A 22,372-nucleotide genomic window follows, 5' to 3' on the forward strand; every position below is an offset into this window, starting at 1 on the left:
TAATTCGTTTCGAAAGAAGATCTTTACTAGTGTCTAAACCGAACTCAACTCTTTGATAACAAATTATTGTACGCATCACAGCTGACTAGCTTGATATTGTTTTTTTCTGTGTTTTTGAGAGATTTTTGAAATCATCGGAATTACTTATTTTTTCTATTTCTCTGTAAATATCGCCTCTAACATTTTGAGTTTTATCCTATAAACTCTCTATTGTCCGATTAGATAAACTATTTTCAACAGTACCCTTATCCTCAGTAGGCTTTTTATTCGAGCCATTTTGTGATGGTTGGGTATTAGACGGCTTCGGACTTGGAGTTGTTGTGTTTCTTCCAACTGTTCCTGTATCCTCTATGTTTATAACGTTTATACCTGCAAATGAAAATTCATCCTGCTGTGATTGTAGCATCTGACGCAGTTGCTGTTTGACTTCGGCTACTTTGGATTGTATCTGGGTTTTCACGTTCACTACTTGCTTTTTGACTTTGTCTACTACACTTCCTACTGGACCTTTCAGCGCTTTTTGAACACCTTCAGTGACACTCTTAACTACCCCGGCACCTTTTTTCACAAATTTTCCACCTGTCGCCGCCCAGCCCACAAACGGAATCATCGCGCCAAAGGAAAGGGCCGCATTGACTTTGGCACCTCTGGCCAGATAAATAATGCCATTCACGCCATCCGCTATTTCACCGACACCTGGGATTAACCCTACAAGATCTAATCCTACTTGTAGCGTATTCAACAGATTTTTAGGTTTTACAGCATTTTTCACTGCTTTGGTCGTTGCTTGCGCAGCTTTTTTCACGACTGGTAGTACCTTTTCCTTCACTACCTGCTTCGTTTGTTTGACAGCGGCCTTTACCTGTTGCTTGGCTTTTGTCACAGCCGCCTTTGCTTTTTTCACAACCTTTTTCGTGGTCAGAATCGCTTTTTTAATGGCCTTCTTCGCCCGTTTCACCAATTTACTCTTGGATAAACTATTTTCAATTTAAGGGGCTTTCGAAAGGTTTAAACTGTTGTTTTACCTATTTTCAATTAAAATAAAAGCCCTAAACCGTATGGTTTAAGGGCTAGAGCTTACCAATAATAATAACTTTAGGAGTTTAACCTAGTTAAAATGAGATTTATTCGTTCAGATAATTCGTCTTGTTCTTCTTCTGTAAGTTGTTCATCAGTTATATCTTCAGCACTAAATTTTTCCAATTCATGTTTAATCTCATTAATATCAAGTACATTTGTTAATTCAAGATTATATAAAGTTTCTGCTAATGTTGTATAAATAATAAATTTTTCACTATTAGTGTTTTTACAGTCCCTATTAAATCGTTGTAACACACCTGAAATAATAGATTCTACATTTTCACTTTTTTTTATATAATTGTCAATAAATTTCCGTACTTCTTCGTTTAGTTCGTTATAATACCAACAAACTCTTTGATAATAAGTTAACGGCTTTTTTTTCAGTTCTTGTAAAACAAAATCTTTCCGGTAAATTAATCTATTTAATTGTTCAATTGTTAAACTATTTTCTTGTTTGATTACGTTAAAATCTAGTTCATTTATTAATTGTTCAATATAATTCATAAAAGAATATAAAACTTTTTCATGAGTTATTATTATTTCTGATATTATTATACAAAACATAGCTTTATCTGTTTCACTTTTTTTTGCTAACATATCATATTCATTTAATGTTCTAGCAATCGCCTCCCCTTTACTCATTTTTTCCTCTATTAAATCATTATAATCTTCTAAAATATATTCTTCATATTCTTCATAACTATAGACCATAAGAACCCTCCTGATTATTTTGGCAATATGCTATTGTCATTATTATGAATTACTTCAATTGTAATATTTAGATATTTTTCATCAAATTGTTTGATTATTAAATTACAGCTATCACATGTATCTTTTTCAGTAAATAACCTTATTGACCCTTTAACCTCATAATTAGTTCCAATTTTATCTGCTAAATCATTTAAAATTTTATATTCAGTATCTACATCTCTTAAAAAACTTTGTCCCGCTTTATTAGGTGCTTCAGTAGCTTGAAATATTGGATTGTCTGTTTTAAATGAAAATTTATCTGTTCCAGGGATTTTTTTAGAGGCATCATGAATTCCACTGTGGGCATAGAAATCTGTTTTATCAATTCCTGATATCTCCACTTTTGCGTATGCGAAATTACCTTGTTCTTTATATTTCTTAGATAATTGTCCCCTCGCTTCTGCCACTTTATCAATAATATGTTGGTCTTCGACAGGGTTAATTTGCTTTGTCGGAAATCTATTTCCATAATTCGCACTGTTTTGTAAGTTATTATTAGGAATAGTATTTGAAGGTTTGTATGAAGATCCACCATTCGGTTTTGTACTAGACACCCCTTTAACTCCCAACACTGACGTGGCTACGCCAAAGCTATCTAACCAATGCTCTTTCGATAGTGGGTCTTTCGGGTTCACCGAACCTTTTACCATGTCCGTCAAGCCTGATGTTGCATAATTTAAAAAATCAGATGGTGAATTGAACATCTTATCTTTTCTACTTTTTGCACCTGACCAAATGCCATCTACTGCACCTAGTGTAAGATAATTTGCAAAATCATATGGGGAGTTAAGTGCTTTATCTTTTCTAGTATCTAAACCATTTTTGAAATCTTTACCAATTTCCTTGAAGCTATTGAATGACTTAACAACTGGATTTTTGATTTCCTTCGCAACCGTTTTGGCAGTTGATTTCGTTTTAATGGCTATTTCCTTCGTTGTTTGTTTAACTTCTTTTACGATTTGTTTTGTTTGCTGGTAGACCTCTTTTGTTTTCGCTGCAGTTTGTTTATAAACTTCCTTGGTTTTACTTACAGTTTGTTTATAAGCTTTTTTAGTTGCTAATACAGCACTTTTTACTACTTTTTTAAATTGCTTCGCTATTTTACTTTTACTTACTTTATTATAGAGCTTACGGGCCTTGGTAAAGAATTTCCCCCACTTTTTCTTCTTCTTTTTCTTCTTCTTTTTTCTTTTTACTCGATTTCTTTTGTTTTTTCTTGGTGGAGCTTTTCTTTTTGGAGGATTTCTTGGAGCTCTTCCCTTTCGATCCTCCGCTCTTTCCTTTTTTCGCTCCACTTGGGGAGCCTACTTTCGGAATCATCCCCAGTAAGCTTCCTGCTAATCCTAATAGACCCATTAGGCATCACCCCACCAACAGGGATCATCCCCATCATGTCTAGGGCGGAATGGAGGTCTGTGAGTAATTCTTAATTAAATCTAAAATTGATTACTTTCAAAATTTTTATATAGGTATATTGAATCTTTCTGCATATTTTAACAATAGGTTATCTCTACTTGAAAAAACATTCTCAATTGAATCATAAGGAGAATCCCCATACTCTTCAATAATGTTTTCATTTAATTCCATCAATACATGCTTAATTTTTTCGTGTACGCTTTGATTACATCTTATTACAATTGCATAGTACCAATCTACTTTACTAAATTTCACTAAAATGAAATTACTAGGGTTTTCCGGTTTTGTCATTATGCGAATAATCTCTGATTCGGATTCAAAATCTTGAATATTTTCAAACTTCGTTTCTCTTGCTAAATTGGTTGGTATTTCCATAATTTCACCTACTTGCTTAACTAGATCGCTTGTATATTCATTTGGAAATTCTAACTCATACTGTACTATAAAATTCTTTTCCACTATTATCACCTATCATTTTATTAATCTTCCATAACTTTACCATTTTTTAATTTATACATATTTTCTTTGGCTTCATAGATATATAATTCAATATTTTTATAATCACTACTAAATGATTTTAGGACATTTTTACAACTCAAGCATACATTTCTTTCTGAGTATAGGTGGATTACACCTTTGCTAACTCTAGTCTTTTATCATAAATCCTACAGTAACCATTCCTTTTACCTGGTCGCTTCTACCAAAATATCGCGTTGTATCAAAGTGTGTCATATTCCTCCGTACGTCTATCGGTATCACCACTATATTTTCCAAGCCTGTTTGTATATCATACGCTACATCACAGCTCACAAATTCTACTCGGCTTGCTCGTATTCCTATCATCTCTATTATTTCTCTGAAATGTGAGTAATGCTATGGCCTTGTCTCAATTCTTAGGGTATGTAAGTGACCTTCTATTTCTCTAAAGTTTTTAAAATACATATGAATGTATACATCGTCACTTTTCCGCATGTGTAGTTCATAGCTGTATGTTCCACTATAAATCTTCATTTTCACTTTATATTTCTGCACTCCGACCATATAAACACGTAAAAATATCGAATATGGTACATCCTTATAATCTATAACAAACTTATCTATTGAAACCTCTATTTCCATTGCCTGTTCTTCCCCTTGTATGCAAGTACTTGTATACAATTTAATACTTAGTACATTAATTAAATAATCGTAATCCGTATTTAAACATGCAAAAAAAGCACTTGTCGCCTGTTATAGACAATCAAGTGCTTTAAGTTTATAAATTTCTAAGTTTATTAATATATTTGAAAGTTTTATAAGTTATTTTTAATCGACAGTATGACATCTTTTATACTACTTGGCAAGTGTAACGTTTAAACCCTTTAGCTTGTTTAATCTCGTGTGTTTGTTGCTAATGCCATCCATAAGTGGTCCTTGTAAGTAAAATGTCATCTCGCCTATTCTCGCTCTTATTGCTTAATTGTTAAAATAGCACTCCTTGATGGCCTAGCCTTCATGAGTTATTAATTCAAATTCAAGGACTTATAGCCCGCCCAATATTATAGCGTATATTGGTAATTTTTTTAATTTCACAAATAGTCAACTACATTTAATATAGTGTCTTTTAACGCAACAAACTTAGTTCATTATAGGGCAATACTTCTTCGTAAATTTCTAAAAATGCTTTTTTTAATTCTAATTCTTCATGTTGAGTTAAATCATCATCATTATCGATTTTCTCAATTAATTCAAAAAATCTACCTAGCTTTATACATAAGTTCGATTCAATATTTTCATTTGTATCGACTTGGTAAATTACATCAGGTAATAAATGGTTACTGGCCTTATAAATCAAAATTCACATCATCTCATTATTCTGTAAGACAACAGAAAAGTCTGAGATTATCTTTATTTCAATGGAGAGGTTTGCTCTGTCCCATTTTTCAGAATAGGATAGTAAAATATCCTCTTCAATATAGTACTCGGCAAAATCTGATAAATTACATTTGAAATCCCTTTCCTCACTTATTTTGGTGTTCCCATCTCTCTCTTCCAATAAGTTTTTATCCATTTTTTCCATTTTTACTATTATTGGTTCGTTTAACTTTATTACCGCTCCTATAAAATTCAAATCTTCCTTATTAAATAATATAGTTCTCCCTTATATAAATTAGGTTCTGTGAATTATTACTTGCAACATAAACCGAATCGGGATTAGATAATATTTCTAACGCTTTTTCTTTTCCAAGTCTATCATGATAGTTTCTTGCATCCTTTAATTTTTCCTTCATTGGCTTTTTTCTAATATCATTTGCTGTTTTAACTTGGTTTCAAAACCTTTTGGTGTGCCACCTTTAGCCGTATCCTAAAACTATATAAACATAACCACAAAAGAAATCTTGGCAATTGAATTTTCCAACTACCACCATTTTATCATTCATTCAATTTAACTTACTCCAGCCATGAAGTAATTAACACCATAAATATTAGATGAGTAATAAAATGAACTAGCAAATTTTCTATTTCGCTAGTTCATTTCTTATCAATATTGGTTTCCAAAAATCCGAATAAAAATGTTCTCAATTTAATCAAGATTTTTGATAAGTGGTAAAATGGAAATAAGGATATTATTAAAAGTAGTTTTTAATTTCATTCCCTAGATATCTTTTAGTTTCACCATCTATTATAATGTTTGTATTCTCAAAATCCACGCTTTCAATTCCAATTGCATCATTAAATCTTAGTTTTTCAAAAGAACAATCAATAAACTTAACATTTTTAAATACTGATGAGTTAAAGCTCGAACTATCAAAATTCACATTTTTAAATATTACATTTGAAAAAGTCGCATCACTAAAAGAACAATTTCGCATATCTGAGTCAATTATAGTCAATTCAGAGAAAGTGCATTCATAAAAACTAGTTCTAAAAGCATCAATTCCTTCAAAATTTGAATTTTTAAATATAGCATGATCGGAATTCCCTTTTTTGTAAACATTATCTTTGAAAATACATTCTTCAAAAGTACTTCCGCATAAAGAAGCTCCGCTCATGTAAACTTGCGAAAAATCACATTCAATAAAATTCACTTCTAAAAAGCTACTATTATTTAAATCGTAATTTGTAAATATTATATTATTTAAGGAGGTATCCTCATAAAAAAGCTTAGATTTTTCATTTGATAATCCTAGTGAATAATCTGTGTATTTCTTTAATTGTATATATATATCCATCTTTCCCTCCTCTATGGCCATAAAATTATATTATCCTTTAATCCTTCCTTTGAAATTTCACTCAAAAGTTCTGCTCTATGTGCTTCACTCATGTTTGTGGTATCCAATATCACATTTTCATTTTCTGCTAGTGAATCTTTTATACTTTTCATAGATTTTTGCAATGTATATCCTCCTTTTTTAGGTTTGAAATTAGAATTAAATGATTTTACATCCCATGCCTGCCCATCTGCATCGAAAAATTCTGATTTACCAGATGGATCTCTGGTTATTGGCCCTTTCAATTTACCTTTTTCTTCTAACCCCAACCCAATTTTTTGTTCAAGTAATCCTTGATTTATATCGTCTGGTCTTTTAGAACCCGCATGAGCTGGATCATCTGCAAGTTTATCTAGCTCTTCTTTACTTCGTCCTCCAGTGTAATTACCAGATTTATCATATTTATCCGTACCCTTATCCTCAGCAGGCTTTTTATTCGAGCCATTTTGTGATGGTTGGGTATTAGACGGCTTCGGACTTGGAGTTGGTGTGTTTCTTCCAACTGTTCCTGTATCCTCTATGTATCTAACGTCTCCACCTGCTAATGCAAACTTCTGCTGCTGTGGTGGTCGCACCATCTGACGCAGTTGCTGTTTGACTTCGGCTACTTTGGATTGTATCTGGGTTTTCACGTTCACTACTTGCTTTTTGACTTTGTCTACTACACTTCCTACTGGACCTTTCAGCGCTTTTTGAACACCTTCAGTGACACTCTTAACTACCCCGGCACCTTTTTTCACAAATTTTCCACCTGTCGCCGCCCAGCCCACAAACGGAATCATCGCGCCAAAGGAAAGGGCCGCATTGACTTTGTCACCTCTGGCCAGATAAATAATGCCATTCACGCCATCCGCTATTTCACCGACACCTGGGATTAACCCTACAAGATCTAATCCTACTTGTAGCGTATTCAACAGATTTTTAGGTTTTACAGCATTTTTCACTGCCTTGGTCGTTGCTTGTGCAGCTTTTTTCACGACTGGTAGTACCTTTTCCTTCACTACCTGCTTCGTTTGTTTGACAGCGGCCTTTACCTGTTGCTTGGCTTTTGTCACAGTTGCCTTTGCTTTTTTCACAACCTTTTTCGTGGTCAGAATCGCTTTTTTAATGGCCTTCTTCGCCCGTTTCACCAATTTACTCTTGGATAAACTATTTTTTAGCTTCCGGGCCTTGGTAAAGAATTTCCCCCACTTTTTCTTCTTCTTTTTTTTCTTCTTTTTCTTCTTTTTACTCGATTTTTTTTGTTTTTTCTTGGTGGAGCTTTTCTTTTTGGAGGATTTCTTGGAGCTCTTTCCTTTCGATCCTCCGCTCTTTCCTTTTTTCTTGCCACTTGGGGAGCCTACTTTCGGAATCATCCCCAGTAAGCTTCCTGCTAATCCTAATAGACCCATTAGGCATCACCCCCACCAACAGGGATCATCCCCATCATGTCTAGGGCGGAATCGAGGTCTGCTTCCTCTTCCTGTGAAGCAACTGACACAGGGGCTTTGATGGACCCTTCCATCGTGACCGCCTGTCCCTGGATATCCGTAATGCCGTCAAACACTATACTACTGGAGCCGCAGGTGAATCGCATGGATTCTGCTGCACTCATGGACATTCGCTTCCCTGCGAAGGTGATCGTGTCATTCGCTTTGACTAGCAGGGAGGGCTTACTATGCACAGTGATGCCGCTGTCCTGATGAAGCTGCAGAAAAACAGCTCCCTCCTTGGCCGTAAATGTCACGGATTGTGGATCTAGCTTCATGTCCTTCCCTTTTGGCGTACCCCAATAGGACGTTTTCGGATCAGCCGTTTTTGGGTTGGCCTCGCCACCTTTTCGTACACTGTGGCGAACAATCGCAGCTTCCTCTCGATGTGTCGGGAAGGTAAGATGAACATGATCGCCCTCCTCTGGCAGACTGTAAAAACCACTATGTCCTTCTGCTGTATATGGCGTAGCCAATGGGAACCAGGTAGCTTCTTCCTTTTTTTGCGCCTCATCCATGCTGAGATGGAGTCGTACCTGATCCTTTTTGACCTCTAACACCTTTCCTTCAATAGCAGTACCTGGTAGAAACGGAATACTTCGTCTGTCTTGACGTATGCCTTTTTTGAACAGCAAATGATATTCATAGGTAAGAATGCCTTGCTTCATGTGGGCGATGGATTTGGCTACCACCAGCTCCTTACCTTGGAGCTGCACACGATCACCTAGCTTCAAGGTCTTTTTAGACTCGATCACATAGGCGACGGTATCCCGCTCCTCTATTGGCTGATCGATGTCATTATGCTTACTATGTAAAAACTTAGAGCGATCCTTTAAAATTTCATAATTTGCCACTGATAGCTTTTCCATTCGTCCTTCAGGTAGCCCAAACCAGAACTTCGGCTTATCCGCATCCACTGCAGGGATTAGCACTGTCCGAAAATGGGACGCCATACGTTGTAAAAATTGCCAATCCGTCTCTTTATATTGTAATATAAACTGCTTGAGAGGAGTAGCCTTCGACACAGTATCAATGACATCTGCACCTGAATAGTCTTTTAAAACCTTTTTTAACAGTGCCTGATAAGTCATTTTACTATGCTGAAAGGATCGGTATTTTTGTTTACAGTCTAGCGTGAACGTCGATGATACAGCCTCTAGCTCAATTTGATATACACCCCTTACCATACGTACAGCCATTTCTGTAACCTGTCCTTTAAAAAGTGTGCGTATTCGTTGCCCTTTATTTTTTTGAAATAGCTCTATTCGATCTGACGTACTAGCATGTTGCATGCAACTGTCTTTCTTTTCAGCAGGGATGAATCCCTTTATAGTTAACCTTGCGTGGTCATTCACTGTTTGGGTCAACATAAGATGATGCAACGTCTGGACTTCATAGGGGGATACGAGTTCAAGCTCACCGTATCCGATTACTTCCTCGTATGTGTTCACATGAATTCCCTTCTTTCCTCAAGGGACAATGGATTATTCTTGTCCATCATCTTCTACTTTTATCGTTCCACAATACATACACATATTAATAGATTGACTAATTAACGCTGGATGATTTTCAATTAATTGATCATTCTTGCCATTAATCCAGGGCATTGTGATGACAGGTGTACAGGGCATTGGCTTTAAAACACCATTATTGTCAGCAGTGGCTGCCGCAACTATTGGATTTGCTAATGTTTGGCATAAGCCAAATGGTTGAATATTGTCATGAGGCTTATAATCCATCGTATTCATCTGTGCCTTATTTTTCGTATAAACCCCATGGCTGACTGGCATTTTTAATATACTTGTTTGATCACCTTGTGAGCAGGATAATTTGGCACCAGCTACCACATAGCTCCGTTGGTCGCCACCCTTTGTCTGCAATTCTTCTGACATCGAAAAACCATCCTTTCTATACGTAAGCTGTTGTAACTTTTACTAAACATCGTTGACGATGATTAGAAAATAATTATTTCCTTTTCGCTTCTTGCCCTTTTCAAACTATTTTCCTACTGCCAGAATATCGTTCCATCTTCCTTCAGTTTGTATTTTCCGTAATCGTATTCCCCTAAAATCTCTGCGCAGAATGCTCTCTGCTAATTCAATATTAACTACTATATAGTTTTCTTTAATTCCCTCAATTTGAAAGATCGGATAAGGGGCTGCTAAATGCTCGTCTATTACTAGCTTTTTTAATGTTCCATCCAGATGAAATTCAGTTTGAGCAGAGAGACAAGGAACTTTTGGAGGAATAACTAGCCAATATAATGTTTGCATTACTTTAGGCATATCCATGAGAACAACCGCTTTGAATGGCATTTGTGGTTCGTATTTTTCCACTAATTGTTTAACCGCATCAGAAAAGAGCATGATTGGCTTTTCAATCAAATCTGTATACACCATCTCGCCTTTCTCTAATACAGGAAATTGGCGTTCGAGCTCCTCTAATTCCTCCATTCTTTCAATTGTTAGTAGCTCTTTTTTTATTACTTGGGCTATACCAACAGGCTCAACAGCATTTGAGATGCGTTCATCCTGAGATAGAATAAAATAGTTCATTTCTCTTCTCCTTTTTCACCATGTCTACTTCCAAATGACACTTGCTGACTGGAATGGATCTAGCTTTAAATATGGCTGAGCCTCCTTAGAAAACATGGCCTTTTCTAAATTGGCCCCTGCAAAATTCGTATTCCTTACATTTGCTCCCATAAAGCTGGCCCCTCGTAAATTTGCTAGCTCAAAATTAGCGCCTTCTAAATTCGCATTTGTAAAACGAAGTGGTAAATAGCCTGGTGATGCCCATTTCTGGCGATCTAGCAAGCCACTCGCTCCCTGTACCTGTTGAAGATTGGCTCCCTGTAACTGACTATTGCTAAAATCCGCCTCATGAATGGCGCTGAAGCTCAAATCTGTGTCCATTAGCTGACTTTCCCGAAAATTGGCGCCTATCAACAGACATTCACGCATTTGACAGTTGGTTAAATGGGTTTTCTGAAAAAAGGCATAGCGCATATCCAAGCCCTCATACGTTCCGTCAGCTAAGCGTAATTGATTAAATACCTCATATGGATATGCATCCTCTAGCTTTTCTTCTAACCAAGCTTTTATTTCATCACTATCCTTCGATGAAAAGTCCTCGCTATAAACTACTTCGTTCATATCCATAAACTCACCAATACGGATTTCGACAGCTACATCCCGCTCCAGTGCTAAATACTCTGGGCATCTGATGATGTCTGGAAGCGCATATCTAGCAAGACTGATTAAATATTGATGAAAATGGCTGGCGTCCTGAAGTCTAATGCGATCAATATCTGCTTGCGTAATTGCCCCCATAAAGGTTTTACTATACAAACTTAGCTCTTGGATGTATTGCTCTAAATAATGATGCACCCAGCTAGCATCATAGGTAGTTAAAAGAGGTTGTAGGTCAAAAAACCATTCGTCGTCCGTAGCCTCTACTAAATAGTGCGGATTTCTCTCCAATAGCTCTGTGCGTAGCATCGAAAATGTAATATGGGCAATTGGTCCTTTCTGGTGAAGCGATTGCTGCTGGGCTAGTTGCTGACATACCTTTTGAAAGGACGACCTAAATTCCTCGGCTAGCTTGTCTTTGGAGGCTTGGAAAAAATCCTCGAGTAGCAAAAGATAGTTCAATCTTCTTTTTTCTACTTCTGTGTCATAAAAATGCTGTAGAATTTCCTGTGCCTGCATTTGTGACTCCTTCTTTCTCTTTTGTTCATCTTTAATTGGCTTTTACTTCTTTTCCAAAAATTTGCACACTGCCATTCATAGTAATTTTACTTTCTTTACATTGTAATGAAATTTCTTCCTCTGCAGACATAAGGATTTTTTTGCTAGCATTCACCGTAATATCTGCCTCAGATATTAGCTTAATCTCTTTTTTGCTATAAATTTCGATACCGTTTGCTTCATTTAAACGAATAAAAATATCGCCATCCTGTGCGGTAATGAGAATTTCTGTTGGACTTAATTTAATCTCTTTACCAAAGGCTGTCCGATAATATTTCGTCGAAGGATCGTCTAGTTTATTAGTGGCCGTTGTATCCAAGTTTTTTCGTATTGAGGTACTAGCAATCCCCTCTTCCTCACGGTGAGAAGGAAAATAGATGTGGACAAAATCATTGATTTCCGGCATACAATACCAGCCACTATGTCCCTCAGCTGTATAGCCCGTTGAGTAAAGGAACCAATGTGCCTTTCCCTTATCCTGCTTGTCATCAATGGCTAAATGTACCTTAATATGATCCTTTGCGACTTCTAACACTTTTCCTTCTAAGGACAAGCCGGAAATATCCGTGTTAAATAGCTCACTTTTTTTCATGCCATTTTTCGTTGACAGTGTATAGTAATGTTTCAGCAAGCCATCCTTCATAGTTGTATATGCTTCATATATATAAAGTGTTTGCTTATTAAATGTAACGTGGTCTCCTATCTGAAGTACCTTGTCACTTTCCACCTCATAGTAAAGGAAGTCATGCTCACCCATTCCTTCATTACCATTCTCTGTATATAGTAGATAGTCTGCTATTTTTTTCCTGGTCGTGTAATGATAATCTTCTAGCTTTCCTTTGGCACTTCCAGCTGGAACACCAAAATGGAACTTTGGCTTGTCAAAGGTAGAAGCAGGCACGAGCCCCGTATTAAAACGAGAGGCTAGTCTTTTTAAAAATTCCCAATCAGTCTCGTAATATTGAAGGGTAAACTTTTCTAATTTAGCACCCTTTGTAGCTTCATCAATAATGTCTAGACCCGGGTAAAAAGGATTTAACAGTTTGAATAATGCCTTATAGGTCATTTCCTTATCCTGATAGGAGCGATTTTTCTTTTTAATATCTAGCTGATGGGTACTAGAAGCCGCTTCGACTTCGATATAATAGATGCCACGCACCGAGCTAACCTTCACATTTAAAATAACACCTTTAAATAATGGAGAAGGAACACCGAGGTGGTTAAGCTGGTTTACTTCAATCGCAGATCGTGCCTCGGTCATTTCGACATATGTATCTCTCGCCTCTTCAGGCACAATTCCAGTAAAACGTAACCTAGCATGTTCGTTCATTTTTTTGGTAAGGCTGAGCTCTTGAATGCTGACAAGCTCAAATGGCGATATTTTTATATGATGATAAGTCGTCACTGCACCACTCATAGAACTGCCCCTCCTTTCTCTTCACTTGAAGCGAATTGTAAGGATTCCATCATGGCTCTCGCGATAGGGCGCCAAGTGTCAAGATCATCCTCCATACAATTGAAGGTGCCAATAAGTGCTCGCCCTTCTACGGAGGCAAAGAACATTAAATTAAAAATCTCCCCATCAATGGCAGGTGTAATGACCTCTAAAAAGCCTACTGTTTTGCCATCGATCGTCAGAACCTCTGTATCTAGCCAATCTGCTGACGGCTGAGCTTGTTCAAGGATGTCCATCATATTTTCTTGAAATCCAGCGACTCCCTCCTCGTTTAATCGATGTGGTGTCAAATTGAAGGCAAGATTGATTGATGAGGAGGTATCTGTATAAATTAGGTTTGGTCTACGCTCAGATGGGTACTTTAAGGACGCTAGTTCAGCAGACATAATAGAAAAAAGCTTTGGCATTCGTATTTTCATTTTGCCATCCAATAATGACTGCTCCATTACTTGTACTTCTTCATCATCAATGGTGATAACATGTTGGTAAATATCGACTTCTTGTAGATCTTCCTGTTCGTCTTGTTCAGGCTCCTGTTCCACTTGTAATGCCGCTTGCTGCTGGGCTAACTCATGTCGTTCCTGATCTCTCATTTCATTTCTTAATGCAATAATCTTTTCATCTAAAAATTTCATCCCACTCACCTTCCGCTTCTTCAACGTATTTTCATCAACTACTTTTCAACTAATCAACGATCATTCGCTTTGGTCGACCTGGACTAGGCATTGGACTAGCCCCAGTTCCACGACCACCATTCTTGGCTTCACCTAATATACGGTATAAATATTTGTGAATTTGACTATTGGAAAATGGTTGAAACTCTAGTTCTAACCGATTACTTATGTACATTTCAATGACATCTCGCTGTACTCGTTCTTCATTTAAACACGCTAAGGCAAATGTTATGTCATAAGTATTGGTTGGACGATTTTTTAATAATTCCTTTGCAAAACATTGTAAAACCTTAGGATGATAGGTACTTCTTTGTACTCCAGCATATTCACAGTGAAGATAGTTAACGGTATTGTATTCAGTGGTATAATCCGAAAAATCAATAGGCTCTGATCGCAGTTTTGCTCCCACCTTTAATTTAAAACGCACTATTTCCAATTCATTGGGGGCAAGATACATGGAGTTATCAAGAACAATAGTCGTTGTAAATTGCGTGAAATCCAAATGATTTACTTCTTCAGCAAAACGCACCTTTACTATCGTTTCATTTCCCGTTGCCTCATAAGGCAGCTCATAGCTACTATGTAGCATATAGAGTCTTTTATTATGTTTCAGGATGCCCTTGGTTAGGATAATGCTTGTATCTGTTACATGAATATGACAACCTGCTATAATGCCGTTCGAGTATTCCTCGAAGTATAGATCTAAAAACTCTCTCGGGAAATCCCGCAGGTTCTCTAGCATTTCCAGCTTTAAAATTCTTCCTTTTTGAAAATGTGGATATTGATTTGTAAACATCTGTTATTCTCCCCTTTTATTTTTTAGCAGATGCCTACTTACTTTAAACCATCAAAGAAATCTAACTCTGATAGATCCGTTTCAAAGGCAAAGAATTCCTTGCTGCCAATAAACAGCTGCTCCTCTTTCCTAGCCACTGGTACTACATGGAAGCCCCAATGATCCTCTCCTGCGAAGACGAAAAATTTCACTTCACCATTGGTAATGGAATCTGTTTCGTCCTGTGGAATTTTATTGGAATAGAACGACACAATACTCTCATAAAGCACGGGTACAAAATTTTCCTGCCTATTGAAATAGGTGTACTTTTGGGTTGTCTGATGATCACTTCCAGTTAGGAAGAATTCGACCTCTGTGACTCCCCATGGGCGTGAAATAGTTCCATGAATTTGATTCAACCGTTCTAAGCTACTGATAAGAAGTTTTTCTTGCCGGTTATGTGTAAATGCACTAACAGAATAAGGTACTATAGGAGCATTATTCGTAACGGTAGTTTCAATCATGCCAATTTTTTTCGCATTTAAGTAACGCAATGCTCCTCTTAAGCAGGCAAGCTTTAATTCTGGCACTTTCCCTACATTTTCAGCCTTTTGCCTAAACTCAATGCTACGGCCTGGCACAAATTCTTTTAAAGCCTCTCGGAAGGCATCAATTTTACAGGATTGTCCAGTCAGCTTAATAATGGAATATTCACCAAGCATGCCACTTTCATAAAACTCCTCTAAAAATTCGCGTACAATATCGTAAATATCTGCTTTTATAAGATGATTGATTTCTTTAATATTGAAAAAAACATTTGGATAATCGTAAACATCTTTAAATTGATGATGTTCTAATAGTGATAAGCACCAGCGATCTACTGTTGTAATATTCAAATCACTATCCTGCTGTGTATCGCTTTCGGAATAAAAGCGGCTTCTCAAAATACCCGTTTTGCGGAAAAATTCCTTCTTCATTTCCTCTGCCATTTCCCATAAAAAATAATGATTATTGCGAACTCTTAGATACTCATCACGTGTCCGATTTTCATATTCCTTAAAGCGTGTAGGAATGATAGATTCCGCATCCTCAAATGCTTTTTCGAAATGCATATAGACGGCCTCTACGCCATAATCATCTACATATCGGTAAATATCTTTTCCGGGGATATCAATTAACGCATCAATGTCATACGCATTTTTCCCTCGGCTATAATAGTTCGCAAAAACTATTTTCATAAATTGGAAGATGCGATATGTAATATTATTACCTCCAAAATTAGTATCACCATTTTCATAGGTTGTATGAATATCAATTTTGTAGGAAATGTGGCCGTCCTCTATGCGAAACTTACAGGAAGAGAGGTCTGTCGTTCCCCCACCACAATCAATAACAAGTGCTTTGTATTCCTTACTATCCATAAAGCTTTGATTCTCAATTTGATTGGCGATTGTGTTATATAAAACGGACATCCCTTCATCAAGAGCATGCTCTGTTTCAATTTGATATTCAGGTAATATGGCCTGAAACATATCTAAAAATTGAGTTTTCAGCTTGACAGGACTTGAAATATGCAAATGTTTAAATCGACACTTAAATTGGTGCTCAGCCATACGTATGATATAAAGTAAAAATTCTCTTATGATTTGACTACGCGGGACAAGTGCTGTATTGCCATTCGCATCCATCACTTCTTCTAATTTTGCATAATTACTAACCCAACGCTTGATTCCCTGAAATTTAGTAGCCAAGGAGGTATAACTATTTTTTTTCATCACTTTAAGTGCTTCATAGCCAAAATGATAGCTGACATGCTCTGTGTTCGAGCAATCTGCTACTGAAAGCACTGTGGGCACTACTTCAATCCATTCGTTTTGATGAAGTGCGTCTGGGAATTGTACAAAATTAATGCTATTAAGTTCAATCCTCTTGTTTAAAAGGTCATGGCTACAAGGAGATGCGACATAATCACTATCCAAAAAAACACCGGCTGTTGTATTTGTTGTACCAAAATCAATCGCAAGGATAGCATTTGTCGACTCTAATTGCTTCATCTCTAAATCTGGTATCGGTACTTTGTAGTAATGTAAATTTGTTGGTGGTAGCGGGATTTCCTGATAGTACGTTTTATACATATACTCGGAATCTTGCTTCCGTAAAAAGATAAAGCTATAGTTTTTATTTTTTGTCTCACGTATGCCAAGTGCTTGATCGGCAGTTAAATAATAACTTTGTGGTCTTTCATCATCCTTTACAATATTTAAAATTCCACATAACTCTAGCTGCTCATTCACAAGTAATACATTGGATTCCACTAGAAACCCACCTGTTTCAACTAAATATTGATCAGGTTTATCTATTTTCATACCTTTATAGACATTCATTTTGGCGGGGATTTTAATATCCCCATTATCAGAAAGCGGCGTCTTTAAATATTTTTGCAAAGCCTCTTCTACTCTTTCAAAGCCCCCATCTTGGTTCTCTTTTATGAGAAGATGTTCCTCAGCCCCACGATATCTTAAAATCTTTTCAATTAATTCGTCCCTTGTCAGCGTATTAATTAAACCTGTTATGAGCTTTTCCTTATAACAAATATTTCTAAGCTGAAAGGTTGTCATTTCCATTAGCTCTACACGTGTATAGGTCATATATTTTTTTTCTGAATAACGCTTATTCAAATTCAATTTATACGAGTATTTGGTCGTCACCTATAGCCCTCCCTTGCTCTCTTTAATAAAGAGCTATTCGATCTAGCATCATGGTCTCTTCTAATCCTATAATGCCAAAATGGTATTGCCAATAAACTTCTATATGGTAGCCAACTGGCAGAAAAATCTCTTGAATGAGCTCAACCTTTTTACTATTTTTTTCTGTCTTTTTTTGCTGAATGTAAAGAAGTAACTCAACTTTTTCCTCGGACTTAACATAAATGAAACAATTTTTAAAAATATTTTTCAGCGTGTCTTTGATCAGGTATATTTCTTCGCCTGTTTGATAGAGTCTAAGCATGTTTAATGCCACAATTTCTTGTTCCTTTTTAGAAAAAAGCTTGATATGATCGCGAACCCGTTTTCCAAATACATTTGCCTGAATATCCCTCAGGATAAAGCGAATATAAAATTCTTTTTTATTCATACCTTGCATGCGATCAATCTCAGCTAAAAAGTGTAAGGTTATATCTAATAGGCAGTCTCTAAACTCTTTATCTGATGTATGATCAGGATGAAACAGGTCTTTAAAGATTTGAAAATAACGATAATAAGGATTTACTTCAACATGCTGCTCTACTACCTGTGAATTTAATAGCTGTGGACTAAGCTCCATATACGGTGAATAAATTTGAGCTAGGTGAAAGTAAATATCCTTGGTTTGAAAGCCTTCATCTTCTGTTTTAATTAGTAAATCCCAAATATAATTCATAGCCATTTACCCACACATTTATATTCCATAAAATGTCTTTGTATTTCAGCAATCAGGAAGCTTAATACATCATTCGCAATAAAGTCTCTATCTTGTTTAGATATGAATTGCAATAGCATTGTTTTTTTATAATTGCTTCCTTCTTGTCTATCCATTAAAAATGGTTGAATAAGGTTACGACTCCCTATTGGTTCGTGTTCCTCGAAAACATCAATTTTCACTAGTTCAAGCATATCTGCTGCCTCAAAGGAATTTATCAGCCGAATAATTTCTCCTTTTGTAGAAACGTTTTGATTATTTTTATAAGAAAGCTTGTGCATAAAATAGTCATTACGACTATTTGAAACTAGCGCAAAATTTAATTTGCCAATATGCTCCTGCTCTACTTTAGCAATTTTTAATAATCGCCATTCTCCCGATTGCTCTAGTGGCGAAACAATTGTCAGTTCATGGTCTGAACGTTTTACATACCTAACATTTTCCTCTTCTGTATCAATGACATAGCCATGTTGATTACCCGTTTTTCGTAATGATAAGACATGCTCAAAATTGACTCTATCTATAGCCGGGAATGGAAAACCACTATTCTTCACCACATGGGGTTGAATATTCCAAAGCGGCACCATGTTCAATCGTTTGTATTGCTCATATTCCTCTAAATCAATCGTCACTTCTTCTATTTCCACATCTTCATGTAACGGCGGACAGTCTACAACGATGACATCCAGAAATTTATGAACAAATGGATGATTAATCGTTTTCCAAGGAAGGCCATTTATTTGAAAAATAGAGTACAGCTTTTCGATTTCCTTTACATAAAGATTATTCTTTATCAAGCCAACTTGAATCTCAACCTGACCCTCAGACGTCTTTAAACTTCCTCTAAATATTCTTGGCTGTGCAAGTAAATGTTGAATCACATCCGAATTACACGCTAAAAATATAGTCATGAGCATTGCCGGTTCATGCTTTTTAATGGACCCAAGAAGCTTATCCGTGTAAATTTTTTTCTCCTCTACATCTGTTGGACATATTGGAAATAAACAGTCATGGATGGGATCGACATCCTCCCTAGGAAGCAGTGTTGCATAGATATCGTATTTATTTTCTATATCATCCATCTCATTGAAAATACGCTCCTCAAGCTTGCGGTTCATATCCTCTTGATAGTCGATAAGATTTACAAAGACACCACTTACAATATCCTTTAGTAATTGACGTTGCTCTAAATCTTCTATTTTTCGTAAACGTTCGAACATGAGCTCTTTTAACAATTTACTTTCCTTCTTTCATAAACCCAGAATTGGATTGCTAACTGGCATCAGGTACTTCATCAATCGGTAAGTCTGCCTCGTTCGGGATAGCATTTTCCGGTGCTTGTCCTTGTGGAATAGGATTCAATTTATCATTTACATTCATAATTTTTCTCTCTAGCCCTAAAACCTTTGCCAATAATTCTGTTTCCTGATAAATCTCTTGAGCAAGCGTATAGGATTCTATTGCTTTTGCGTATTCCTGACGGGCATAGCTCTGATCGCCATTCTTTTCTAATCCTTCTGCCTTTAATTCTTTTTGGGCCTTTTCTAATTCTTTTATTTTTTCCTCTGTGTCCTCTATTTTTGTTTTAATCTGTGGCTCGCCAGTAAAAGAAATAGCCAGTGCTTTTTTTCTAGCCTTTTGGTAGATGGCTAAGGCACCATTGTAATCCTCAGCCTCAAAGCGAAAATCAGCATCCTTGATGGCGTCAACAATCTCAACGATGGAATCCATATTTTCAATTCTTTGCACTACCTCTCCCTTACCGAATCCATTAATGATTTTTCCCTCTTTTTTTGCTTTTTCATAGTGTTCCAACGCCTCAGCAAATTTTCCAGTTTCCGCTGATTGATCACCATTGATAATGAGTTGTGTCACTCTTAATTTTCTAGCTAGTAAATTTCTATGTATAGGATCTTTCAATTTCTTTGCCGCATTTCGGCCCTCACTATATGCAAGGAGTGCTTCATCATAATTTCCATCCTGAAAATATTGATTGCCACTCTTTTCATGATCCTTCATTTCTACTGATAGCTCAGCAATTTTTTTAGCTTGTTTTGCTTGATAAAAAATGGTGCTACCACCTACAACCAACGCTACTACTAATGCAGCAGCAATCATTTTTATATACTTTTTCTTGTTTTTATTTGTTTCCTGATAAACTTTATTAACAAATACTGCAGCAACCGTATAGTTTTCTACCACTTTTCTTTGTCTACTTAACAAAATTTCTTCCAATAAATCGGTATATTGTTCTGAATCCTTTGCACCTTCAAGTGCATCGGCCATCTCAATCTCACTAACATCTTCCCAGAATCCTGCCGTACAAAGTAATAAGGCATCCCCATCCATGAGCTTCATTTTCTTAGACACGAATGGTTGAAAATCATTTGGCTTACCAAGATAATTTAGCAAATTCCCTCTCTCTTCATGCTGGCTAATATCTAAGGATCGATTTCGATTGTTCACAATTTCCTGTGCTAAACTTTGGTCCGTGCTTTTGTAGGTTAATGTGCCATTACGGAAATGATAAAGTCGTGAATTTCCCGCTACTGCCACAATCATCTTTGAATAATCCGAAACAACTATGACAACACTAGCCTTCAATCTTACACGTAAACTTTGAGCTTGAAGTATATTCTGTGCATGCTTGAGATATTTTTTTATACTTCTTCTCGACATAGTTGGTTTTTCCATAAAACGTTCCAAAATAGCCTTTACTGCAAGCTCGGCACTGCTAATTTCCTGATCCGCATCTAAGCCCTTTATGGCTACCCAACAAGCAACATCATCGAGTTCTGTATACGCAAAGTAGTCTTTATTCTGCAGAAAGGACCCAGCTTCAGATAGAAAACTAGTTTTAAAGTCACAATTTTCCTTTCTCATAAGTCTCCTCCTTCTCTATTCCCCCGTCACCATATTTTTTCCAAAATCAAGATGGTCGCATTGTCTTGATTCTTTAGGCGTTTTTGTTCAACGGCTTTTATAATGTTTTGTGCTAAATCATAGGGTGGAGCTTGCTGAGAGAGGATTTTTTCCATTTCAACCTCTGTTAAAGCATCATAGATTCCATCACTAAATAGGCAAACCTTGTCTCCTTTATGTAGTTGAATAGGATTATTTCCTGTATCTAGATTTTTAAAGCCTTCATATCCCAAATAATTTATTAATCGCTTTTTCAAAGGATTTTCCTGCACTTCAAGTTGCGATATTTCACCCGCAATATAACGTTCAGTTAATACCGATTCAAAAATATGTTTTTGGTTAATCGCTAAAAATTCACCGTTTCTAAAAATCGTGATAACACTATCACCTACCGCACCCCAATGTAAGTAGCCATCATTATCAATAATGGCGGTGACTAATGTTGTTCCTCCATTGGAGCCATTCAAGTTTTCTACGATCATATGATTACTCGCCAAAGCTGCTTTCTTTAAAAAATCTTGTAGCTGATTGAGGCTACCAAGCTTTTTAAATTCTTCTATAAATGTGGTCACTGCGATCGTACTAGCCATGCGACCATTGGCTAACCCACTAATCCCATCTGCAAGCACCGCCATTGTGCCATGTGCCGTCTCAGCGGTAGAGAAATAATCATCCTGTTCATCCCGCCTTCCTATCGTTTGACCATTTCCAATGTAAATTTTCCCTTTTTCCATTTTTTGAGCAAGGATACCTCGTATGATGAGTAAAAAAATAAGTACAACAATAAAAATTAATGCAATTATGTAAGGTACTAGCTTATGGTCCATTCGTCATCATTCCTCACTTTGATTGTTTTCCCATTCAAAGTGGACGCCACAAAGTGGAATAAATAAAAACATACTTCTCCCTAACTGAATAACATCATAGGCTGCTAATTCAGTTGGTGTATAAACCGCTTCATTATTTAGATAAGCTAGTCCTGATGCATCTCCGGGTAGCAAGTAAAAGTTACGTTTTTTAGGATCATATACAATGACTGCATGATTACGCTTAGAGATGGAATTGTCTCCAGCAATTCGAATATGCATGTCTTCTGCTCTACCGATAAAATTCTTTTCCGATAAGATCCGATAATCTCTCCCCATTTGTGGACCTTCAATACAAACCAACCATCCTGTAACAGGATCAATTCCATCCATTTCTCCTAAATAAGGCAATGTTTTATCATCTGCTTCAGCGACAGGTGTGGATGGGCTATTTTGTCTTTGCTCCTGCTCCACCATGACATTACAGTACGGGCAAATATTACGATGTCTCCTTGAACTAAACATATGACCATTTGTACATCTAATTAAACTCATTCCAAAATCC

Annotated in this window: 22 protein-coding genes; all 22 read right to left on the reverse strand. The window is 36.5% G+C overall.

The features are described from left to right. Positions 1 to 196: 196 nt before the first annotated feature. The 22 genes from MKY80_RS14665 to MKY80_RS14770 all read right to left on the reverse strand — a co-directional run bounded on the left by MKY80_RS14665 (position 197) and on the right by MKY80_RS14770 (position 22,362). A complete protein-coding gene (locus MKY80_RS14665; RefSeq protein ID WP_342529972.1) occupies positions 197 to 958 on the reverse strand; it encodes a hypothetical protein in 762 nt (253 codons plus the stop codon). A gap of 137 nt (positions 959 to 1,095) precedes the next feature. Beyond that, on the reverse strand, positions 1,096 to 1,791 hold the full coding sequence (locus MKY80_RS14670; protein ID WP_107897311.1) for an Imm3 family immunity protein: 696 nt from the start codon (positions 1,789 to 1,791) through the stop codon (positions 1,096 to 1,098). Between the two features lie 14 nt (positions 1,792 to 1,805). Continuing rightward, a complete protein-coding gene (locus MKY80_RS14675) occupies positions 1,806 to 3,125 on the reverse strand; it encodes a deaminase domain-containing protein (protein ID WP_342529977.1) in 1,320 nt (439 codons plus the stop codon). A gap of 166 nt (positions 3,126 to 3,291) precedes the next feature. Next, positions 3,292 to 3,705, reverse strand: coding sequence for a hypothetical protein (locus MKY80_RS14680; RefSeq protein ID WP_107922141.1), 414 nt, complete (start codon positions 3,703 to 3,705; stop codon positions 3,292 to 3,294). Positions 3,706 to 3,725: 20 nt separating this feature from the next. Next, on the reverse strand, positions 3,726 to 3,845 hold the full coding sequence (locus tag MKY80_RS14685) for a hypothetical protein (RefSeq protein WP_237068811.1): 120 nt from the start codon (positions 3,843 to 3,845) through the stop codon (positions 3,726 to 3,728). 1,004 nt (positions 3,846 to 4,849) lie between these two features. After that, on the reverse strand, positions 4,850 to 5,080 hold the full coding sequence (locus MKY80_RS14690; protein WP_342529983.1) for a hypothetical protein: 231 nt from the start codon (positions 5,078 to 5,080) through the stop codon (positions 4,850 to 4,852). A gap of 3 nt (positions 5,081 to 5,083) precedes the next feature. After that, positions 5,084 to 5,305, reverse strand: coding sequence for a hypothetical protein (locus MKY80_RS14695; RefSeq protein ID WP_342529985.1), 222 nt, complete (start codon positions 5,303 to 5,305; stop codon positions 5,084 to 5,086). Between the two features lie 550 nt (positions 5,306 to 5,855). Next, on the reverse strand, positions 5,856 to 6,479 hold the full coding sequence (locus MKY80_RS14700) for a pentapeptide repeat-containing protein (RefSeq protein ID WP_107922138.1): 624 nt from the start codon (positions 6,477 to 6,479) through the stop codon (positions 5,856 to 5,858). Further along, positions 6,470 to 7,852 (reverse strand): hypothetical protein, encoded by a 1,383-nt coding sequence (locus tag MKY80_RS14705; protein WP_342529987.1) that lies wholly within the window; start codon positions 7,850 to 7,852, stop codon positions 6,470 to 6,472. The genes MKY80_RS14700 and MKY80_RS14705 overlap by 10 nt, the downstream gene beginning before the upstream one ends. 35 nt (positions 7,853 to 7,887) lie before the next feature. Continuing rightward, positions 7,888 to 9,417, reverse strand: coding sequence for a contractile injection system protein, VgrG/Pvc8 family (locus MKY80_RS14710; protein ID WP_342529989.1), 1,530 nt, complete (start codon positions 9,415 to 9,417; stop codon positions 7,888 to 7,890). A gap of 33 nt (positions 9,418 to 9,450) precedes the next feature. Further along, positions 9,451 to 9,858, reverse strand: a complete 408-nt coding sequence (locus MKY80_RS14715; protein ID WP_008180110.1) for a DUF4280 domain-containing protein — start codon at positions 9,856 to 9,858, stop codon at positions 9,451 to 9,453. Positions 9,859 to 9,963: 105 nt separating this feature from the next. Further along, positions 9,964 to 10,521: a serine protease gene (locus MKY80_RS14720; protein WP_107922131.1), complete on the reverse strand. Its 558-nt coding sequence runs from the start codon at positions 10,519 to 10,521 to the stop codon at positions 9,964 to 9,966. 24 nt (positions 10,522 to 10,545) lie between these two features. Next, positions 10,546 to 11,676, reverse strand: a complete 1,131-nt coding sequence (locus tag MKY80_RS14725) for a pentapeptide repeat-containing protein (RefSeq protein WP_107922130.1) — start codon at positions 11,674 to 11,676, stop codon at positions 10,546 to 10,548. Between the two features lie 31 nt (positions 11,677 to 11,707). After that, entirely contained in the window at positions 11,708 to 13,132 is a 1,425-nt protein-coding gene (locus MKY80_RS14730; protein ID WP_107922129.1) for a hypothetical protein, read from the reverse strand. Next, positions 13,129 to 13,806, reverse strand: a complete 678-nt coding sequence (locus MKY80_RS14735; protein ID WP_216604729.1) for a hypothetical protein — start codon at positions 13,804 to 13,806, stop codon at positions 13,129 to 13,131. The genes MKY80_RS14730 and MKY80_RS14735 overlap by 4 nt, the downstream gene beginning before the upstream one ends. Positions 13,807 to 13,855: 49 nt before the next feature. Further along, positions 13,856 to 14,641: a DNA and RNA helicase gene (locus MKY80_RS14740; protein WP_342529990.1), complete on the reverse strand. Its 786-nt coding sequence runs from the start codon at positions 14,639 to 14,641 to the stop codon at positions 13,856 to 13,858. Positions 14,642 to 14,679: 38 nt separating this feature from the next. Beyond that, the gene (locus MKY80_RS14745; protein ID WP_342533066.1) at positions 14,680 to 17,268 is read right to left on the reverse strand and encodes a molecular chaperone; all 2,589 of its coding nucleotides are present in this window, start codon (positions 17,266 to 17,268) and stop codon (positions 14,680 to 14,682) included. Positions 17,269 to 17,350: 82 nt separating this feature from the next. After that, a complete protein-coding gene (locus MKY80_RS14750) occupies positions 17,351 to 18,046 on the reverse strand; it encodes an iron-dependent peroxidase (RefSeq protein ID WP_342529991.1) in 696 nt (231 codons plus the stop codon). Then, positions 18,037 to 19,314 (reverse strand): normocyte-binding protein, encoded by a 1,278-nt coding sequence (locus MKY80_RS14755; protein ID WP_342529992.1) that lies wholly within the window; start codon positions 19,312 to 19,314, stop codon positions 18,037 to 18,039. Before MKY80_RS14755 ends, MKY80_RS14750 begins: the two co-directional genes overlap by 10 nt. A gap of 37 nt (positions 19,315 to 19,351) precedes the next feature. After that, positions 19,352 to 20,962, reverse strand: coding sequence for a serine/threonine protein phosphatase (locus MKY80_RS14760; protein ID WP_237068806.1), 1,611 nt, complete (start codon positions 20,960 to 20,962; stop codon positions 19,352 to 19,354). A 26-nt stretch (positions 20,963 to 20,988) separates the two neighbouring features. Continuing rightward, positions 20,989 to 21,828 (reverse strand): protein phosphatase 2C domain-containing protein, encoded by an 840-nt coding sequence (locus MKY80_RS14765; RefSeq protein WP_089986105.1) that lies wholly within the window; start codon positions 21,826 to 21,828, stop codon positions 20,989 to 20,991. Between the two features lie 6 nt (positions 21,829 to 21,834). Continuing rightward, positions 21,835 to 22,362 (reverse strand): FHA domain-containing protein, encoded by a 528-nt coding sequence (locus MKY80_RS14770; RefSeq protein WP_036127052.1) that lies wholly within the window; start codon positions 22,360 to 22,362, stop codon positions 21,835 to 21,837. Positions 22,363 to 22,372 lie beyond the last annotated feature (10 nt).

The sequence above is a fragment of the Lysinibacillus sp. FSL R5-0849 genome (assembly GCF_038595075.1).
GTDB lineage: Bacteria > Bacillota > Bacilli > Bacillales_A > Planococcaceae > Lysinibacillus > Lysinibacillus fusiformis.

What these genes read in the sequence shown, in the direction of transcription:
- MKY80_RS14750 (WP_342529991.1), bottom strand. Translation starts at nt 18,046, where the DNA reads ATGGCTATGAATTATATTTGGGATTTACTAATTAAAACAGAAGATGAA.
- MKY80_RS14765 (WP_089986105.1), bottom strand. Translation starts at nt 21,828, where the DNA reads ATGGACCATAAGCTAGTACCTTACATAATTGCATTAATTTTTATTGTT.
- MKY80_RS14745 (WP_342533066.1), bottom strand. Translation starts at nt 17,268, where the DNA reads ATGACCTATACACGTGTAGAGCTAATGGAAATGACAACCTTTCAGCTT.
- MKY80_RS14760 (WP_237068806.1), bottom strand. Translation starts at nt 20,962, where the DNA reads ATGAGAAAGGAAAATTGTGACTTTAAAACTAGTTTTCTATCTGAAGCT.
- MKY80_RS14700 (WP_107922138.1), bottom strand. Translation starts at nt 6,479, where the DNA reads ATGGCCATAGAGGAGGGAAAGATGGATATATATATACAATTAAAGAAA.
- MKY80_RS14695 (WP_342529985.1), bottom strand. Translation starts at nt 5,305, where the DNA reads ATGGAAAAAATGGATAAAAACTTATTGGAAGAGAGAGATGGGAACACC.
- MKY80_RS14725 (WP_107922130.1), bottom strand. Translation starts at nt 11,676, where the DNA reads ATGCAGGCACAGGAAATTCTACAGCATTTTTATGACACAGAAGTAGAA.
- MKY80_RS14670 (WP_107897311.1), bottom strand. Translation starts at nt 1,791, where the DNA reads ATGGTCTATAGTTATGAAGAATATGAAGAATATATTTTAGAAGATTAT.
- MKY80_RS14705 (WP_342529987.1), bottom strand. Translation starts at nt 7,852, where the DNA reads ATGATTCCGAAAGTAGGCTCCCCAAGTGGCAAGAAAAAAGGAAAGAGC.
- MKY80_RS14770 (WP_036127052.1), bottom strand. Translation starts at nt 22,362, where the DNA reads ATGAGTTTAATTAGATGTACAAATGGTCATATGTTTAGTTCAAGGAGA.
- MKY80_RS14740 (WP_342529990.1), bottom strand. Translation starts at nt 14,641, where the DNA reads ATGTTTACAAATCAATATCCACATTTTCAAAAAGGAAGAATTTTAAAG.
- MKY80_RS14715 (WP_008180110.1), bottom strand. Translation starts at nt 9,858, where the DNA reads ATGTCAGAAGAATTGCAGACAAAGGGTGGCGACCAACGGAGCTATGTG.
- MKY80_RS14720 (WP_107922131.1), bottom strand. Translation starts at nt 10,521, where the DNA reads ATGAACTATTTTATTCTATCTCAGGATGAACGCATCTCAAATGCTGTT.
- MKY80_RS14730 (WP_107922129.1), bottom strand. Translation starts at nt 13,132, where the DNA reads ATGAGTGGTGCAGTGACGACTTATCATCATATAAAAATATCGCCATTT.
- MKY80_RS14735 (WP_216604729.1), bottom strand. Translation starts at nt 13,806, where the DNA reads ATGAAATTTTTAGATGAAAAGATTATTGCATTAAGAAATGAAATGAGA.